This is a genomic window from Aliagarivorans taiwanensis DSM 22990 (assembly GCF_000429505.1).
GTDB lineage: Bacteria > Pseudomonadota > Gammaproteobacteria > Enterobacterales > Celerinatantimonadaceae > Aliagarivorans > Aliagarivorans taiwanensis.
The window spans coordinates 63,208-78,975 of sequence record NZ_AUBZ01000020.1 but is presented as its reverse complement, the minus strand read 5'-3'; the positions used below and the strand labels follow the sequence as shown (position 1 = coordinate 78,975).

The window sequence follows — 15,768 nt, the reverse complement described above, 5'->3', positions numbered from 1 at the left end:
TGTAGATACGACTAGTGGAAGTTACAACACCGCAGCCAAAGGCGATGCGGCACACATTGTGTTCTTATATAACTCACTGACATCAAAAAGGGATTTGCTACATTCAATAGAAAAATCGATGCTAGATCCGTTGCTTATATAAACAAAACACCCTACTTAGGTCATTTGTTGGTCAAACTCTCATTGATTTCAATTTACTCCTTGTAATCACCCTGCCATGTCTATAGTATTCGCCTCCGTTGACGCGGGGTGGAGCAGCTTGGTAGCTCGTCGGGCTCATAACCCGAAGGTCGTCGGTTCAAATCCGGCCCCCGCAACCAATTCTCGATAAAGAATCAAAACTTATCACCCTCTTCGGACGCGGGTTGGAGCAGTCTGGTAGCTCGTCGGGCTCATAACCCGAAGGTCGTTGGTTCAAATCCAGCACCCGCAACCAATTCTCGATAAAGAATCAAAACTTATCACCCTTTTCGGACGCGGGTTGGAGCAGTCTGGTAGCTCGTCGGGCTCATAACCCGAAGGTCGTTGGTTCAAATCCAGCACCCGCAACCAATTCTCGATAAAGAATCAAAACTTATCACCCTCTTCGGACGCGGGTTGGAGCAGTCTGGTAGCTCGTCGGGCTCATAACCCGAAGGTCGTTGGTTCAAATCCAGCACCCGCAACCAATTCTTTTGTACAAAATCAGCCATCTGGCTCAACTCTCTATAAGAGCGCGAAGCTCGTCAGCTCAAACACAGCACACGCAACTAATTTATTTCGTACAAAAATTAGCCTTTTGAGCTCAACTCTCTACAAAAATTCCAAGGTCGTTGGTTCAAGTCCGACCCTGCAATCAATTATTGTGCAGATCCTCAGCTCCCTAACACTGCTGCGAACTTATCTCTTTCTTTTATAAGCAAGTCCGAATCTACAAACTGCCTCGCGCTCATAACAGCACACAAATCACATCCTTCTCCAAACCATGCTGTTAAACTACAGCACCTTTTCGTAGTAGCACCTGAGCGGCGTTACATGGAGTAGCAACAAGCAATGCAAAATGTGTTATTTATCGCTGTGTGTTTAGCGGTTTTGGTCTGGATGATCATTGATTCGGGTAAAACCGACGTGGCTCTAAATTTCTGGGAGCATGTCTCCCTCCCCGCTAAAGAAGATCTCGCGGTCTACTTCAGTCAGGGTGTGTATTACATAGCACTACTCATCGGCATGGTATACCTGGCACGAAAGTTTAAACGACGTAAGTAATTCTCCGTTTCAATTCGCCGTTTCACATACAAAAAAGCCACCCTACTGGGTGGCTTTTTGAGTGGCTATACAAAACACTTAAGACGCTGAACTGAGTGCATTGAAGTCGAGCGCAATCTTGGCAGCCTCGGTCAAGAATGCATCGTCGAACTCTACATCTTCAGGAAGGTCATCAACGTCCTCAACCTTTGGCAACGACATCCGTGCCAAGCGCTCGTTGAGTCGCTCAAGTTGCTTCAGCTCCTTCTGATCACGCAACGTAATACGTTCCTGCTGGTTTAGACTGACTGACTTCTGTTCACGTTCTTCACGAAACTCTTGAATGTCAGTGAGGATGTATTGGAACTCGGGATCGACTTCGATTCGCGCGCTATGTTTGTCGTTGAGCGCCTGAACCAAGCTTGCTAAGTTCCCTACCCGGTCATAACTGGCTGGCTGGATCTGATCCCAAGGCAGTGCGTTGTCTTCGACACTCTCACCGGTTTCTTCAGGCAACAGCGGTGACGGGTAGATAACGTCTGGGATAACCCCGCGGTGTTGCGTGCTGCCACCGTTAATCCGGTAGAACTTAGCGATGGTGTACTGCACGTGCCCCAATGGATTTTCGTACAAATCATAGATGCGACCGATACCACGATGCTGCTGCACGGTGCCTTTGCCGTAGGTTTGCTCACCGACAACCAACGCACGACCGTAGTCTTGCAGTGCGGCAGCAAAGATCTCTGAAGCGGATGCACTGTAGCGGTCAACCAGAATCACCATCGGTCCATTGTAAGCAACAGAGCCGTTGTTATCGCTGTTTACGGATACCCGGCCTAGCTGATCACGCACTTGGACAACTGGACCTTCTTTAATAAACAAACCGGTAAGCGCAGTGGCCTCGGTAAGCGCACCGCCGCCGTTGCCACGTAAATCAACGATTAAGCTTTCAACATCGCCTAGGGTGGCAAGCTCTGCTTTTGCGTCTTCGCTGAGATTCACGTAGAAACTTGGGATCTCAAGCACGCCGACCTTTTTACCGTCAACCTCAATCACCTTGGCTTTAGCCGCGCGATCTTCCAAGCGGACTTTGTCTCGGACGATTTCGATTACTCGTGGCTTAGCGTTGCTCGAGCTCGCACCGCCTAATATTTCCAGTCGAACGGTTGTCCCTTTGGGGCCTTTGATCAATTCAACGACATCGTCTAAACGCCAGCCGATAATATCAACGATTTCGCCCTTTTCCTGACCGACACCGATAATGCGATCATCTGGCTTCACTTGATTACTCAAGGCTGCTGGACCGCCGGGCACCAAACTGCGGATCACCGTGTAGTCATCTTCAGCCTGTAGCACCGCACCGATACCTTCCAGCGATAGATTCATCTCCATCTTAAAGCGCTCAGCATTACGCGGAGATAGATAACTAGTGTGTGGTTCGATGCTGCGAGAGTAGGCATTCATCGCGGTTTGGAAGGCGTCTTCACTGGTGGTTTGGGTTAAACGCTTTATCGCACTGTTGTAGCGCTTGCCCAGCGTTTCGACGATCGCTGGCCACTCACGTCCAGCAAGCGCCAAGCTCAATGCGTCGTATTTTGCTTTTTTGCGCCACAGGTCGCGCAACTCTGCAGTGTCTTTGGGCCAGCTGGCTTCGCTACGATCGAACTGATAACGCTCATCAGACTCGAACAGCATCGGTTCATCGAGCAAGGCTAGAGAATACTCTAGTTGCTCGTAGCGACGCTGAATGGAAAGGTTGAACATCGTGTACAAGGGGTCCAAGCGGCCCTTGGGTACATAATTGTCCAGTTGTGAACGATATTGCTCAAAGCCTTCAATATCGCTCTCTAGGAATAGAGAGCGATTGAAATCAAGCTGCTGGAGGTATTTGTCGAAGAACTCGCTAGATAGCTCATCATCGAAAGGAACGCTGCGATAGTGCGAGCGCGTATACAGTGCACTTATTCGTTTAGCGGCAGTCGCGTGCTGACTTTGTTGGCTGAGAACCGGCAAGTCTTGCTTGCCAATCGTTGGAGTTTGAGCAAGAACAACAAAGCTTAGGCTGCTTAGCAGCACCCCCAAGCCAACACAAAACTTTCTCATAGGCACTGCCCCGTTAAGATTTAAGATACAACGTGTTCTGGTTTAACTTTTACCAGCATTCCAGAATTAAGTTTTACAGCAATACCGTCTTTTGTCACTTCTGCAACTTCACCAGGCATCGGCGACTTACCAACCAATACCTTAACCGCAAGGCCAACTTGCAGTTGATCTTGGCTAACTTGAGTCAGCTTAGGCTTAGGTGCGCTTGGTGCATTACGCTTGCTGCTAACGGGTTTTTGAGTACGAGCACGACGGGCTGGAGCTGGCTTCTTCTCGCCATCGCCCTGTGCCTTTTGAGCTTGTTGCTTGGCTTTCTTGGCGGCAAAGGCTTTCTCTTTGCTCTCTTTAAGGGTTTTCTGCGCGTGCTCTACGTGTGACGCTTCGATAGCATCGCCTTCTTTACCGTCGAGATCCACGCGGTTAGCGCCAAGTTTAACGCCATGCAGGTAGCGCCAGCTTGAGGTGTATTGACGAAGTGCGCTACGCAGAACAGTGTTGCTAACCCGCTCATCGTCTTTCAGACGTTCAGCCAGATCCTGAAAAATGCCGATTTTAAGAGGCTTAGCCTCGCCCTCTACAGAGAAGCATTCGGGGAATTGGCTAGCTAAGTACTGAATAACCTCTTTGCTATTTTTCAGTTTGTTCGTTTGTTCCATGTTGACCTTTCTTTGTACATCTAGAATCACAGCGTGATTTTGCTGATTCGGGCTATTATAGAGAGCGCGAGGTTAATTACCATTAAAAATCCGCGTCACCTAAGGATTTTTCTAGTGCTCTAACCACTAGCTCCAAGCCTTGTTGGTCGTGTTCACTAAATCGCTGCTTAACAGGACTATCAAGATCGATTACCCCGATCAGCTGCTCGTTTGCATACAACGGAATAACAATTTCGGACTCGCTGGCTGCATCGCAGGCGATATGCCCTTCAAACTGATGTACGTCATCTACCCGTAATGTTGTCGCTTGTAGATAGGCACTGCCACATACGCCGCGGCCAACCGGAATCAAGGTACAGGCTGGCTTTCCTTGAAATGGCCCCAACACGAGTTGGTCTCGCTCAGCGTGATAAAGGTAGCAGCCTGCCCAGTTCAGCTCAGGCAGGGCGTCGAACAGTAATGCCGAGAAGTTTGCCAAGTTGGTGGTGCGTGGTAAAGCCGGATCGAGCAGGCTGCTTACCTGCTGGGCTAGAAGTTGATAGTCGAATGAAGCGGTCACTCCGCATTCTCCTCTAATTGGATTTCGTCGAAGGCTTTTCCTTTTAGCAACAACTGCAGCGATTTTTGATGGCTAGCCAAGAACAGACTAAGGTTTTCCGCCACCGCATCTTGCAATTCAGGCTCTGCATGCTTGAGCATCAGGTTAAGCTGATCGGCAATATCCAGCATTTTGTCGTAGTTGTCAGCCTCCTTTTTCGACGTAAATGTCATTTTTTCTTCACCATTACGCTCAACAACATACTTTACAATTACAGCCACTGCTGCCTCCGAATACTGTATATATATACTGGTCATTGTGCACTATTCACCGGCCTTGTGCTAGTCTATTGTAATTAAAACAATTTATTGCTTATCTAACTGCTTATCTGGGCACTCAACATCGATAGCTCTCAACGGACTGAAACCATGCCACAAAGGCCACATGACCTTTGCATTTGCCCGAGTTGTGATCTGGTGATCTCCCAGTTGCCAGAGTTAAGTGAAGGCAATGCGCTCCACTGCCCGCGCTGTGGGCACAAACTCAAGAGCAGTAAATCGCTGCAGTTCTCAGAAACGCTGGCCTTGTCCCTCGCCTGTCTGATTACCTTGATTATCGCCAACTTTTATCCGCTACTCAGCTTCGATTTTCTCGGCTCGGAAAGTCACGCCAATATCCTGGAAGGGACAATTTTGCTGTTCGATAACGGCTATTACTTTGTTGGTGGTGTGGTGCTGCTAGCTAGCGTGGTGGCACCCGTGGCAGTGTTCTCCTTAGTCGCAATCAACTCCTTTTTACTAATGCAGAAACGCAAGACACCGGGCTTAGCGTCAATGCTGCATTATCAAGACTCATTGATTCACTGGAGTATGCTCGAAGTGTTTCTAGTCAGTTTCATCGTGTCTCTGGTAAAACTGATTGAATTATCAGATATTAAACTGGGCTGGGGCTTGTGGAGTATTTGCCTCACCATTGTGTTTTCCGGGCGCTTGTTGCTAGGAATCGATAGCCAGCGGTTTTGGGAGCGATATGCAGCCATCAGCTAAGCAAGCAGGACTCAAACTGTGCCCTCACTGTCACTTCGTTCAGCCTATCGCGGAAAAGCACTGCCCTCGCTGCAGTATGCGTACCCACTCTCGGATCCCATACAGTATTCAAAAGACGTGGGCGCTGATCATCACCGCAACCATCGCGCTTGTTCCAGCCAACCTACTACCGATTACCGTACTTAGCACCCGAGGTGCACCTAAACCCGAAACGATTATGTCGGGCATCATCAATCTGTTTCAAAGCGATATGCCCGTGGTCGCCAGCGTAGTGTTTATCGCCAGTATTGTGGTCCCGATTGCCAAGTTAGTGGGCTTAGCGCTGATTTTAGCGGGTTTGCATATGCACATTGAGCTAAGTGACCGCCAACGCGTGCAGATGTTCCGTTTTATCGATTTTATAGGCCGCTGGTCGATGCTAGACCTGTTTGTGTTATCCATCATGATTGCGGTGTTCAGTCACCACAAGATCATCGATGTTGCCGCAGGCCCCGGGGCTACGGCGTTTGGCCTGGCCGTGGTCCTCACTTTATTTGCCGCAAAGACCTTCGACACCCGTTTAATTTGGGACTATCAAACGTGAGCCAACAAGCAGTAACCCGCAAAGAACGCATTATTTCACCTATTTGGCTGCTGCCAATCATTGCATTGGGCATGGCGATTTGGCTGCTTTACAAAACTTGGAGCGAAGCCGGTGTCCCGATCACCATCGATTTTGCTTCTGCTCAAGGCATCGTCGCAGGTCAAACCCACATCTATTATCAGGGCTTGGATATCGGCGTCGTCACCAAGGTGAACCTCAATGAATCGCTAACCGGCGTTCAGTTAGAGGCGGAAATCGACCGGGATGCGGAGCAGTTGCTCACCGAAAACAGTATATTTTGGCTGGTCTCCCCTAAAGCATCACTGACTGAAATCAGCGGCCTGGATGCCTTGGTGGGCGGTAACTACATCGAGCTGCAATACAATGAAGGCGAGCCAGCCCTTAGCTTTGTCGCCGTCCCCGAGCCACCTACGCGTATCGACGGCAAAGGCCTGCTGCTGCACCTTCGGGCTGACGAGCTCGGCTCCTTGGATGTCGGCTCGCCAATTTATTTCAAGAAAATCCCGGTGGGCGAAGTAAAGCGCTATCAACTTGATGACGACCACAGCGTAGTGATGGACCTGCTGGTTAAGCCTGAATACGCGCACTTGGTAAAAGACCATTCCCGCTTTTGGGATGTATCGGGTATTGACGCCGATATCTCCCTCCAAGGTATGCGCCTACAAAGCGAGAGCTTGGCTAGCCTGATACATGGCGGTGTTGCCTTCGATAGTCCCGAGCAGGGCTTGCAAGCCCGCGCAGGTCAACACTTCACCCTATTCGAAGGACGTGACGCGGCAACCCGGCTAAGCCGCGTGTCGGTCACAACCGATACTGTGGAAGGTCTGAATGTAGACAGGACCCGACTGCGCTATAAAGGCGCGGAAGTTGGCCTGCTGCGACAAATCGACTACCAGCAAGATCACTACCTACTTAGCTTTAGTGTGAATAGCGAATACATCTCGCTGTTTAAAGAGGACACCGAGCTGCGTCGATTACAGCCAGAGATAGGACTAGAAGGCCTTAAACACCTGGAAGGCTTACTTGGTAGCATCGACATTGGGGTATATCCCGGTGCGGGTGCCGCGGCACAAAGTTTTACCCTGAGCAGTGCCAAACAAGCCCCACCGGGGGCGCAAACCTTGGTGCTTAATGCCAGTCTGTTACACGGCATTGAAGCTAGCTCCGTGGTTATTTATCGGGGATTTCCCGTTGGGGGTATCTTGGATATTCGCCTCGATGGCAACGAGTTCGATATTGAGATCTACCTTGAAAAGCCTTACCTAAGCCTGCTTAACGATAAGAGTTACTTCCATATCGTCTCACCACTGGAGGTCGAAGCGAGCTTGTTTGGTCTGGATATTAGCTCGGGCGGGATCCGCTCGTTTATTGCCAGCCCCATTGCGCTTGATTATATGGAGTCGACACCAGCCTCCGCTGAGCAGCGGCTGTTTGCCTCCAAACATGACGCCCGTGAACACCAGCGTCCAACCAGCGCCCCCAAGCGATTAAACCTTCGCACAGAAAGGCTTGGCTCGTTATCGGTTGGCAGCCCGGTGTATTTTAAGCAGCTGCAAGTGGGGGAAGTGATCGCTTATCAGTTGACCTCGCAGCAAGATGTCAGCATCGACATCGATATCTATGGCGAGCACCGCGCCTTAATAACCGACTACTCTCGTTTTTGGCACGCCTCCGGCGTAAACCTAGAGATCAACAGCAGCGGCGTGTCGTTACAGAGCGAATCTCTTCGCTCCATCGCACTCGGTGGCATCGCGTTTGAGAATCTAGAGCAACTTCCCAAACAAACGCGCCCGCGCTTGTACAGCTCCAAAGAGGATGCGCTGCAACGACGACTAAACGTAACCCTTCTTGCTGAGCATGTACAGGGCCTAAAACCCGGCGCGGCGATCCGCTATTTGGGAAAACAAATCGGTCAGTTAAAGCAGGTACACTTGGCAGAGGACTTGTCACACTTTGAGCTCGGTGCCGAGCTCTACCACCCCTACTCCAAACATTTTGCGCGCGAGCAGAGTCGCTACTGGCTTGAGAGTACAGAACTATCGCTCGATGGCGCCAAAAATCTGGGTAATCTGATTACAGGCAACTATATCGAAGCGCGGCCCGGCCAAGGGCGGCCAATACAGCAATTTGAGTTGTCTCCACACCCCCCTCGCTACTCAGAGGATGCTTTGCTGATAAGCGTAAAGGCGGTTCATTTGGCAAGCGTGGATGCAGATTCGCCGCTTCTCTACAAGCAGCAAACCGTTGGAAGGATTCTAGGCACCCGTGTTATCAATGACGGCTCCGGCATTATTGCAGACGTGATGGTCGAACCAGAATATCGACACCTGGTTCGTGCCAACAGCGTGTTCTGGCAAGCCTCTGGCGTGGATTTCTCATTAGGGTTTGGCGGTGCAGATTTACATATGGACTCTCTCGAAACCCTAGTCAAAGGCGGCTTGGCCTTTGCTACACCGGAGAGCATTCCCTTTGCCGACGCTGTAACAGCTGGCTTTGAGTTCACTTTAAGCCCCACTTTTGACAAAACTTGGTTAAAATGGTCGCCCTCAATTCCAAACCAATAGTTACACATTGAACCCAAGTTACCCGCAAGACCTGCTTGAGCTGCTCAAGCAGGCACTGCCCGACGAGCAGCAGCTCGCTGAGATGCTCGATTACAACTCGCGACCGCTGCGTACCAGCATTCGTCTTAACCCACTTAAGTGCAGCCGTGAGGTGTTTATGGCCCGCGCGAATGAGCTGGGTTGGCAATTAACCCCTATTCCTTGGTGTGAAGACGGCTTCTGGGTAGAGCTTCCGGCGGGTTCTGTGAGTATCGGTAACAACTTGGAACACATCGCTGGCCAGTTCTATGTTCAAGAGGCGAGCTCTATGCTACCGGTTGCAGCTCTGGCAGCGCACTACTCTTTTGATGAAGACAGCGTGGTGTTGGACGCGGCAGCAGCGCCGGGCTCAAAGACCACGCAGATCGCCGCACTGATGGCAAACCAAGGCGCATTGGTTGCCAACGAATACTCTGCCAGCCGCATTAAGGTGCTGTCAGCAAACCTGCAGCGCTGCGGGGTAAACAACGTGGCTATCAGCCACTTTAGCGCGGAAGTGTTCGGTAGTTGGACGCCCAAATCCTTCGATGCCATTTTGCTCGATGCCCCCTGCTCCGGCGAAGGCACACTGCGTAAAGATCCCGATGCGTTGAAGAACTGGAGCATACAGCACGTAAAAGAGACCGCCGAGCTACAGGTCACCCTGTTTGAAAGTGCTCTGCAGGCGCTTAAGCCCGGCGGTACGCTGGTCTACTCAACCTGTACTCTCAATCCTTTAGAGAATCAGGGCGTGATCAACGCGATCATGGAACGCTATCCCGATGCGTTAACACCGATTGATCTGTCTGGTCTGTTCGAAGGCGCGGCGCTTAGCGCCACTGCCGAAGGTTATCTGCATGTGTGGCCCCATGTATACGACAGCGAAGGTTTTTTCCTGTCAGCTTTCACCCGCAGCGATAGCGAGTTAACACCAGAGCCGGTCGAGAAAAAGCTAAAGCCACTTCCTTTTAAGCCGCTCGCCAACAAGCCTCTGCAAGAGCTTTCCAACTACTTGCACAAACAGTTTGGCCTGACTCTACCGAACAGCCATACGGTGTTTAGCCGCGACAAAGAGCTTTGGCTGTTTCCCGACGCAATCCTGCCGTTAACTGACGAGATGCGTTTTCAGCGGATAGGTATCCGTCTAGGCGATGTGCTAAAAGTGGGTTTTAAAATGAGCCATGAGTTTGCGACGTCGTTGGCAAGCAGTGCAGGGATTAACCGTGTCGACTTAGACATTGAACAAGCAAAACTGTACTTTGCGGGGCGTGATGTCCCCTACCCCAACAACCATAAGGGCGAGCTGGTTGTGTGCTACCAAGGCACACCGATTGGCATGGCAAAATGGGTGAAAAACAAGCTAAAGAACAGCCTGCCTAGGGATCTGGTTCGCAATTATGATCAGCTGTCGTAATCGCGAAAATGCATGCTTGATGAAGTTGAAAACTCGACGTTGAAAAATATCCATTCTCAACTAGTCTTAATGCTACAAGTTAGCGCAAAGGCCCGTGCCCACGGGCCATTCCCCTAAGCTCCGCTCATGGATTAGAGTGGAGCGATTTTTTATCTGCTCCCCTCTCTAAACTTGCTTTTCAGCCAGCTTAAACAAGCGGAAAAAGTTGTCGGTGGTTTGTGCCGCCAACTCCGGCATCGATACCCCTTTCAGCCGAGCCAAAAAATGGGCGACTTCACGGGTATACGCCGGTTGGTTCTCTTTGCCGCGATGCGGTACTGGTGCGAGATAGGGGCTGTCCGTTTCAACCAGCAAGCGCTCTATGGGCAGCTGAGTAAACACCTGCTGTAACTTTTTGGCCGAGTTAAAGGTAACGATACCGGAGCAAGAAATATAAAAGCCCAGTTCGATAGCAGCTTCTGCCATATCCAAGTCTTCCGTGAAACAATGTAGTACGCCACCGCAGCGCTCAGCGCCATGTTGCTTGAGCAGATCTAGCGTGTCTTGCTTGGCATCACGGGTATGGATGATCAAGGGCTTATCGAGCTCAACCGCGAGTTCGATCTGTTCGGCAAATACGCGCTTTTGCTCAGGCTTGGTCTCCGGCGTGTAGTAGTAGTCCAACCCCGTTTCACCGATGGCGACCACGCGGGGATCTGTAGCTAACTCACGGTGGGCTTGCTGCTGATACTGGTGATCTTGCACATACAGCGGATGCATACCACAAGAGGCAAACACCTGAGGAAATTCACCAATGCAGTCCATCATTTGTGGAAATGCGTCTAACGAGGTGGCGACCGCCAGGCAATGCTCTACCCCCTGCTGCTTGGCTTTTTCTAGAACATCGGCAACGCCGTCGTGTAGATCGTTAAAGTTCAAGCGATCCAGATGGCAATGGGAATCTACTAACAAGGTTATCTCTCTAGTTGGGCGAAAATCGGGTATAGCTGCTGCGCCAGATTGAGACCCGATATCTGGTATTGGGCCTGTCTTAAGGCTAGCAGATCGCTATGACAGCTTTGTAGCGACGCGATGGAATGATGAGAAATCAATGCAGACAACGCTTCGCTCGTTTGGTTAGACAAACTACAACGAAGCGCGAATTGCAGCAGTTGTAGCGACCAATCCAAAGCTTTAGCTTGCTTGCTTATGTGGGCAATCAGCGGCTCGGCGCTAAAGGGTATCGCAGTGAAGGCATTCACGACAATCTCAAACTCGGCTTTGTCTTCATCGAGTAACTTTTTAAGCGCCTCTGGGCTGCCTTGCGCCACCCGGTAATACAGCGCAAAGTCATCGGGCACTGTAATGCCTTGCTCTGACAGCCACGCCGACAACTGCGCTTCAGTAGGTTGTGACACGGTAAGTTGAACACAACGACTCAGCACCGTCGAGATTGGCTGCTTGGTTTCTAGATTGAGCAAGACAAAGAAGGTGTTTGCGTTGGGCTCTTCCAGTGTCTTGAGGAAGGCGTTGGCCGATGCCTCATTGAGCTGACCTGCGCCATAGAGCAAGGCAACTTTGGCCGCCCCCACCGAAGAAGACTGCTGAGCCCAGCGATTTAGCCGACGAATATCATCAACCTTAACGCTCTCTTCCACACCAAGACGAAATACACCCGGATGAGTGCCCGATTCAACCAGCTGGCATTGCTTGCAGCGGTTACACGCTCGCCCGCTTTGTGTTTCGCATAGTAGGGCCTTGGCGCAATACTCGGCCATCGCCTCAATGCCCAAGCCTTCGCTTCCTCGCAACAAGGTGCTTTGAGGAAAGCGTTGCTGGCTAAGTGCACTGCTAAGCTGCCGCCAAACCGGGGTTAACCACGGACCACTCATAAGCGCTTATCCTAGTTGCTGACTCAAAGCCTGCGCGATGGCCTCGGCAACAGCCTGCATATCTTGGCTGGCATCGATTCTGACAACGCGCGGGTTAGTTTCAGCTTCGGCTAAATAGACTTCACGGGCGCGGTCGAAAAACGCAATATGCTGCTTCTCAATTCGATCAAGCGCACCGCGACTGCGCGCTCGCTCGAGGCCTATACGCGGGTCGATGTCCAGATACAAAGTCAGATCGGGCTCGAAATCTCCAATGGCAAGCTGCTTTAATTGGCTAAGCTTGTCTAGCCCCAATTCTCGGCCGCCACCTTGGTAGGCGCGCGAGCTTAAATCATGGCGATCGCCAATCACCCAGGTACCTTCACTGAGTGTTGGCTGGATAACGGTATCGACGAGTTGGGCGCGAGCGGCGTACATCAGCAGTAGCTCGGTATTGCTACTGGGGATATCGTCATCCACGCCGTGCTTCACTAACTGGCGAATACCTTCAGCCAGCGGTGTACCGCCGGGTTCGCGGGTGCAACGGTAGTGAATACCGCGCTGCTCGAGCCAGCGTTCAACAGCGGTCACCGCAGTACTTTTGCCGGCTCCTTCAAGGCCTTCAATAACGATAAACTTACCGGTCATATTACTTACCCAAGATGTACTTTCTTACAGCACGGTTGTGCTCTTTAAGTGTTTTAGAAAAATAGTGTTCACCGCCGCCCTTGGCCACAAAGTAAAAATACGGGCTGTGTTCGGGGTTGAGCGCTGCGTGGATCGCGTCTTCGCTTGCCATGGCAATCGGCGTAGGCGGCAGCGCCGGGATCACGTAGGTGTTGTAAGCCGTGGCTTCGCGTAAATCAGCGCGACGGATCCGACCGTTATAGCGATCGCCCATACCATAGATAACGGTGGGATCGGTTTGCAGCCGCATACCAATATTTAGTCGATTAACAAATACCGAGGCGATACGCGGACGCTCATGTTTTGCACCCGTCTCTTTTTCGATGATCGATGCTAAGATTAGGGCCTCGTAAGCATTGTTGATCGGCAGGTCTTCAGCACGAGCCTGCCATTGCGCTTCAAGCACTTGTTCCAAGGCCTGATAAGCGCGTTTTACGATCTCTTCTGCGGGCGTATCAGTGACAAAGAAGTAGGTTTCAGGCAACAGCAAGCCTTCTAACTTGTCTCGCTCGGAGCCAAGCAGTTCTGCAACCTCAGCCTCTGTCAGCTCACTGGCAACGATCCCTTCAGTGCCGTTAAGCTTTTGCCAAAACTGCTGGAAGGTTTCGCCTTCCACAAGGGTTACCTGAAGTTGGATCTCGGTGCCGTTTCTCAGCACATCACTTAGACCTTCCAGGCTTAGCGATGAGTCGACAGCAAAGGTGCCGCTGCGCACGCCAGCAGTTTCAGGGTTAAAGCGGAACCAGGCGCGTAGCCACCATTCACCAGCAAAGGATTGTTCAAACACCCGGCTCGCAACAGCGTAGTAGGTGTCACCGGGGTTAACGGTCACTTGGGTTACTTGGGCGTCTCGTGGCAACTGCCATTGTTGGGCGACGAAGCGTTTAGCGGAAAAAGCAGCCGTAGCCAGTACCAGCCCTAATGCGATCAGGGCGAAAATTATCTTTTTTATCATAATGTGTTAACGGCAGAGAGAAGCCATTGTGTTGCAGAAAAATCGTCGTAGTGTCGTTGGTTGTAGGATTTTACCGGAGCAAACTGCAAAATGGCATTGCTGACGATGATTTCTTCGGCCTCGCGCAGTTGAGCGATGGGGAATTCGTCAATCACCAGCCTGAACGGCGACGCCTTAACGTTATCTATCATCCATTGGCGTTGAACGCCTTTTATTCCAGCAAAACTTAGCGCAGGCACGTACAGTGTATTGCCTTTGCGAAAGCAGATATTAGCGCTTACTCCCTCGACGAGGTTTCCACGAATGTCGGTGCAGACTAACTCATCAACATCCAAGCGCTCAGCGTCGCGGCGAAGCAGCACTTGTTCCAATCGGTTAAGGGTCTTTAAACCAGTGACTTGCCCTCCGCTGGCAAGGGGCTGTTCACTGTCAGCCAAGCGTAATCCTGTCGACTGAAGCTGCTGATAATGACTTGGGTAGTCAGACAGATATACAGCCAGCGCAGGCTCATTCGCCCCTGTAGGGCTGTACGCCCTACCGCCTTCACCGCGTGATACCAACAGCTTTAGCACGCCCCTTGAGCACTCGTTCGCCCGCACATCGAGTTCGGTTTTTATTTGCTCGATGTCGGGCAGGCTTATCCCCAGTGCTTGGGCATGGCTGACCAGCCGGGCTTGATGATAGTGCCACAAACACAGTTGCCCCTTCTCGACCAAGATGGTGGTAAAGAAGCCGTCGCCATATTGCAGCGCGCGGTCACGCAAGCCTACTGAATCAACAAACAAGATCTGCTACCCCAAAAACAAAAAAGCCTGATGCGAACATCAGGCTTATAACTCAATATTCTTTTTTAGTTTAATCGCTTACACGTTTAAACAACAGTGTACCGTTGGTACCGCCAAAGCCAAACGAGTTCGACAGTGCGTAATCGATTTTGGCTTTACGCGCTTGGCCAGTCACGTAGTCCAAATCGCATCCTTCACTTGGGTTCTCCAAGTTGATGGTCGGCGGGGCAACTTGGTCACGAATACTCAGTACCGAGATAATCGCTTCTACCGCACCGGCAGCACCCAACAAGTGTCCAGTCATCGATTTGGTCGAGCTTACCATCACTTGTTTGGCATGCTCTCCGAAGACAGACTTAACCGCGTTGGTTTCCGCGATATCGCCTGCTGGCGTCGAGGTGCCGTGAGCGTTGATGTAATCAACCAGCTCTGGTGCCAAGTCAGCATCGTTCAACGCAGCCTGCATTGAGCGTGCTGCGCCTTCGCCGTCTGCAGGTGGCGAGGTCATATGATAGGCATCGCCACTCATACCAAAACCAATCAGCTCAGCGTAGATCTTGGCACCGCGCGCTTTGGCGGCTTCGTACTCTTCCAGTACCACCACACCGGCGCCATCACCTAGCACAAAACCATCGCGGTCTTGATCCCATGGACGACTGGCTTTTTGTGGTTCATCGTTACGGGTAGACAGCGCTTTGGCAGCACCAAAACCGCCCATGCCCAAATGGGTAGACGCTTTTTCTGCACCGCCAGCTACCATCACGTCAGCATCGCCATAAGCAATCATACGCGACGCCAGGCCGATTGCGTGGGCACCAGTGGTACACGCGGTGGTCACCGCGATGTTTGGCCCTTTAAGGCCTTTCATAATCGATAAGTGGCCAGATACCATGTTGATGATGGTAGATGGCACAAAGAACGGGCTGATCTTACGTGGCCCATTCTTTACGTAATTCTCGTGGTTTTGTTCAATTAAGCCTAAACCACCAATACCAGAACCGATAGAAACGCCAACGCGTTCAGCGTTCTCTTCGGTGATGTCCAGAGAGGCATCTTCCATCGCCATAAGGCCAGCAGCAACGCCGTACTGGATGAACTCATCCATCTTGCGCGCGTCTTTACGGCTGATGTACTTCTCGCGGTCAAAGTCTTTAACTAAACCTGCAAAGCGGGTTGGGAACAAAGTCGTATCGAAATGCTCAATGTTAGAGATTCCACTTTGACCTGCCAGCAAAGCTTCCCAGCTTTGTTCAGCGGTATTACCTACAGGTGATAGCATACCTACGCCAGTTACGACGACTCTACGCTTAGTCACGGGTGTGCC

Annotated in this window: 14 protein-coding genes and 4 tRNA genes; 8 read left to right on the top strand and 10 right to left on the bottom strand. The window is 51.2% G+C overall.

Going from position 1 to position 15,768, the window contains the following annotated elements; translation table 11 throughout:
* The first annotated feature begins 243 nt into the window (after positions 1 to 243).
* The 4 genes from G462_RS0110975 (at position 244) to G462_RS0110960 (ending at position 668) form a co-directional block, all read left to right on the top strand.
* A tRNA-Met gene (locus tag G462_RS0110975) sits at positions 244 to 320 on the top strand.
* Positions 321 to 359: 39 nt separating this feature from the next.
* Positions 360 to 436, top strand: a tRNA-Met gene (locus G462_RS0110970).
* Between the two features lie 39 nt (positions 437 to 475).
* Positions 476 to 552, top strand: a tRNA-Met gene (locus G462_RS0110965).
* Positions 553 to 591: 39 nt separating this feature from the next.
* A tRNA-Met gene (locus tag G462_RS0110960) sits at positions 592 to 668 on the top strand.
* A 655-nt stretch (positions 669 to 1,323) separates the two neighbouring features.
* Here the strand turns inward: G462_RS0110960 and prc are convergent.
* The 4 genes from prc to G462_RS0110935 form a co-directional block, all read right to left on the bottom strand.
* Entirely contained in the window at positions 1,324 to 3,327 is a 2,004-nt protein-coding gene (gene prc, locus G462_RS22535; protein ID WP_051326688.1) for a carboxy terminal-processing peptidase, read from the bottom strand.
* 20 nt (positions 3,328 to 3,347) lie between these two features.
* Positions 3,348 to 3,983 (bottom strand): RNA chaperone ProQ, encoded by a 636-nt coding sequence (gene proQ / locus G462_RS0110945; RefSeq protein WP_026959031.1) that lies wholly within the window; start codon positions 3,981 to 3,983, stop codon positions 3,348 to 3,350.
* 82 nt (positions 3,984 to 4,065) lie between these two features.
* Positions 4,066 to 4,542: a GAF domain-containing protein gene (locus G462_RS0110940; protein ID WP_026959030.1), complete on the bottom strand. Its 477-nt coding sequence runs from the start codon at positions 4,540 to 4,542 to the stop codon at positions 4,066 to 4,068.
* Entirely contained in the window at positions 4,539 to 4,802 is a 264-nt protein-coding gene (locus G462_RS0110935) for a YebG family protein (RefSeq protein WP_026959029.1), read from the bottom strand. The genes G462_RS0110940 and G462_RS0110935 overlap by 4 nt, the downstream gene beginning before the upstream one ends.
* A gap of 207 nt (positions 4,803 to 5,009) precedes the next feature.
* On the opposite strand from G462_RS0110935, the gene G462_RS0110930 reads away from it, so the two are divergent.
* The 4 genes from G462_RS0110930 to rsmF are packed head-to-tail and all read left to right on the top strand — an operon-like array spanning position 5,010 to position 10,167.
* Positions 5,010 to 5,567 carry a paraquat-inducible protein A gene (locus tag G462_RS0110930; RefSeq protein WP_169720164.1) on the top strand — a complete coding sequence of 186 codons (558 nt, stop codon included), beginning with the start codon at positions 5,010 to 5,012 and terminating at the stop codon, positions 5,565 to 5,567.
* A complete protein-coding gene (locus tag G462_RS0110925) occupies positions 5,551 to 6,150 on the top strand; it encodes a paraquat-inducible protein A (RefSeq protein ID WP_026959027.1) in 600 nt (199 codons plus the stop codon). Before G462_RS0110930 ends, G462_RS0110925 begins: the two co-directional genes overlap by 17 nt.
* Positions 6,147 to 8,735 carry a PqiB family protein gene (locus G462_RS0110920; RefSeq protein ID WP_026959026.1) on the top strand — a complete coding sequence of 863 codons (2,589 nt, stop codon included), beginning with the start codon at positions 6,147 to 6,149 and terminating at the stop codon, positions 8,733 to 8,735. The genes G462_RS0110925 and G462_RS0110920 overlap by 4 nt, the downstream gene beginning before the upstream one ends.
* A gap of 7 nt (positions 8,736 to 8,742) precedes the next feature.
* Positions 8,743 to 10,167, top strand: a complete 1,425-nt coding sequence (rsmF, locus tag G462_RS0110915) for a 16S rRNA (cytosine(1407)-C(5))-methyltransferase RsmF (protein WP_026959025.1) — start codon at positions 8,743 to 8,745, stop codon at positions 10,165 to 10,167.
* A gap of 165 nt (positions 10,168 to 10,332) precedes the next feature.
* Here rsmF and G462_RS0110910 read toward each other — a convergent pair whose 3' ends face one another.
* From G462_RS0110910 to fabF, 6 genes are all read right to left on the bottom strand, one after another.
* Complete coding sequence (locus G462_RS0110910) at positions 10,333 to 11,118, bottom strand: TatD family hydrolase (RefSeq protein ID WP_026959024.1); 786 nt, start codon at positions 11,116 to 11,118, stop codon at positions 10,333 to 10,335.
* Positions 11,119 to 11,120: 2 nt separating this feature from the next.
* On the bottom strand, positions 11,121 to 12,038 hold the full coding sequence (locus G462_RS23945; RefSeq protein WP_051326687.1) for a hypothetical protein: 918 nt from the start codon (positions 12,036 to 12,038) through the stop codon (positions 11,121 to 11,123).
* A 6-nt stretch (positions 12,039 to 12,044) separates the two neighbouring features.
* A complete protein-coding gene (gene tmk / locus G462_RS0110900; RefSeq protein ID WP_026959023.1) occupies positions 12,045 to 12,665 on the bottom strand; it encodes a dTMP kinase in 621 nt (206 codons plus the stop codon).
* 1 nt (position 12,666) lies between these two features.
* Positions 12,667 to 13,659, bottom strand: coding sequence for an endolytic transglycosylase MltG (gene mltG, locus G462_RS0110895; protein WP_026959022.1), 993 nt, complete (start codon positions 13,657 to 13,659; stop codon positions 12,667 to 12,669).
* The gene (pabC, locus tag G462_RS22525; protein ID WP_051326686.1) at positions 13,656 to 14,444 is read right to left on the bottom strand and encodes an aminodeoxychorismate lyase; all 789 of its coding nucleotides are present in this window, start codon (positions 14,442 to 14,444) and stop codon (positions 13,656 to 13,658) included. Before pabC ends, mltG begins: the two co-directional genes overlap by 4 nt.
* Positions 14,445 to 14,514: 70 nt before the next feature.
* Complete coding sequence (fabF, locus tag G462_RS0110885) at positions 14,515 to 15,759, bottom strand: beta-ketoacyl-ACP synthase II (protein ID WP_026959021.1); 1,245 nt, start codon at positions 15,757 to 15,759, stop codon at positions 14,515 to 14,517.
* Positions 15,760 to 15,768 lie beyond the last annotated feature (9 nt).

Coding starts and splice junctions, on each gene's coding strand:
- prc (WP_051326688.1), bottom strand. CDS start 3,327: ATGAGAAAGTTTTGTGTTGGCTTGGGGGTGCTGCTAAGCAGCCTAAGC.
- proQ (WP_026959031.1), bottom strand. CDS start 3,983: ATGGAACAAACGAACAAACTGAAAAATAGCAAAGAGGTTATTCAGTAC.
- G462_RS0110925 (WP_026959027.1), top strand. CDS start 5,551: ATGCAGCCATCAGCTAAGCAAGCAGGACTCAAACTGTGCCCTCACTGT.
- G462_RS23945 (WP_051326687.1), bottom strand. CDS start 12,038: ATGAGTGGTCCGTGGTTAACCCCGGTTTGGCGGCAGCTTAGCAGTGCA.
- tmk (WP_026959023.1), bottom strand. CDS start 12,665: ATGACCGGTAAGTTTATCGTTATTGAAGGCCTTGAAGGAGCCGGCAAA.
- mltG (WP_026959022.1), bottom strand. CDS start 13,659: ATGATAAAAAAGATAATTTTCGCCCTGATCGCATTAGGGCTGGTACTG.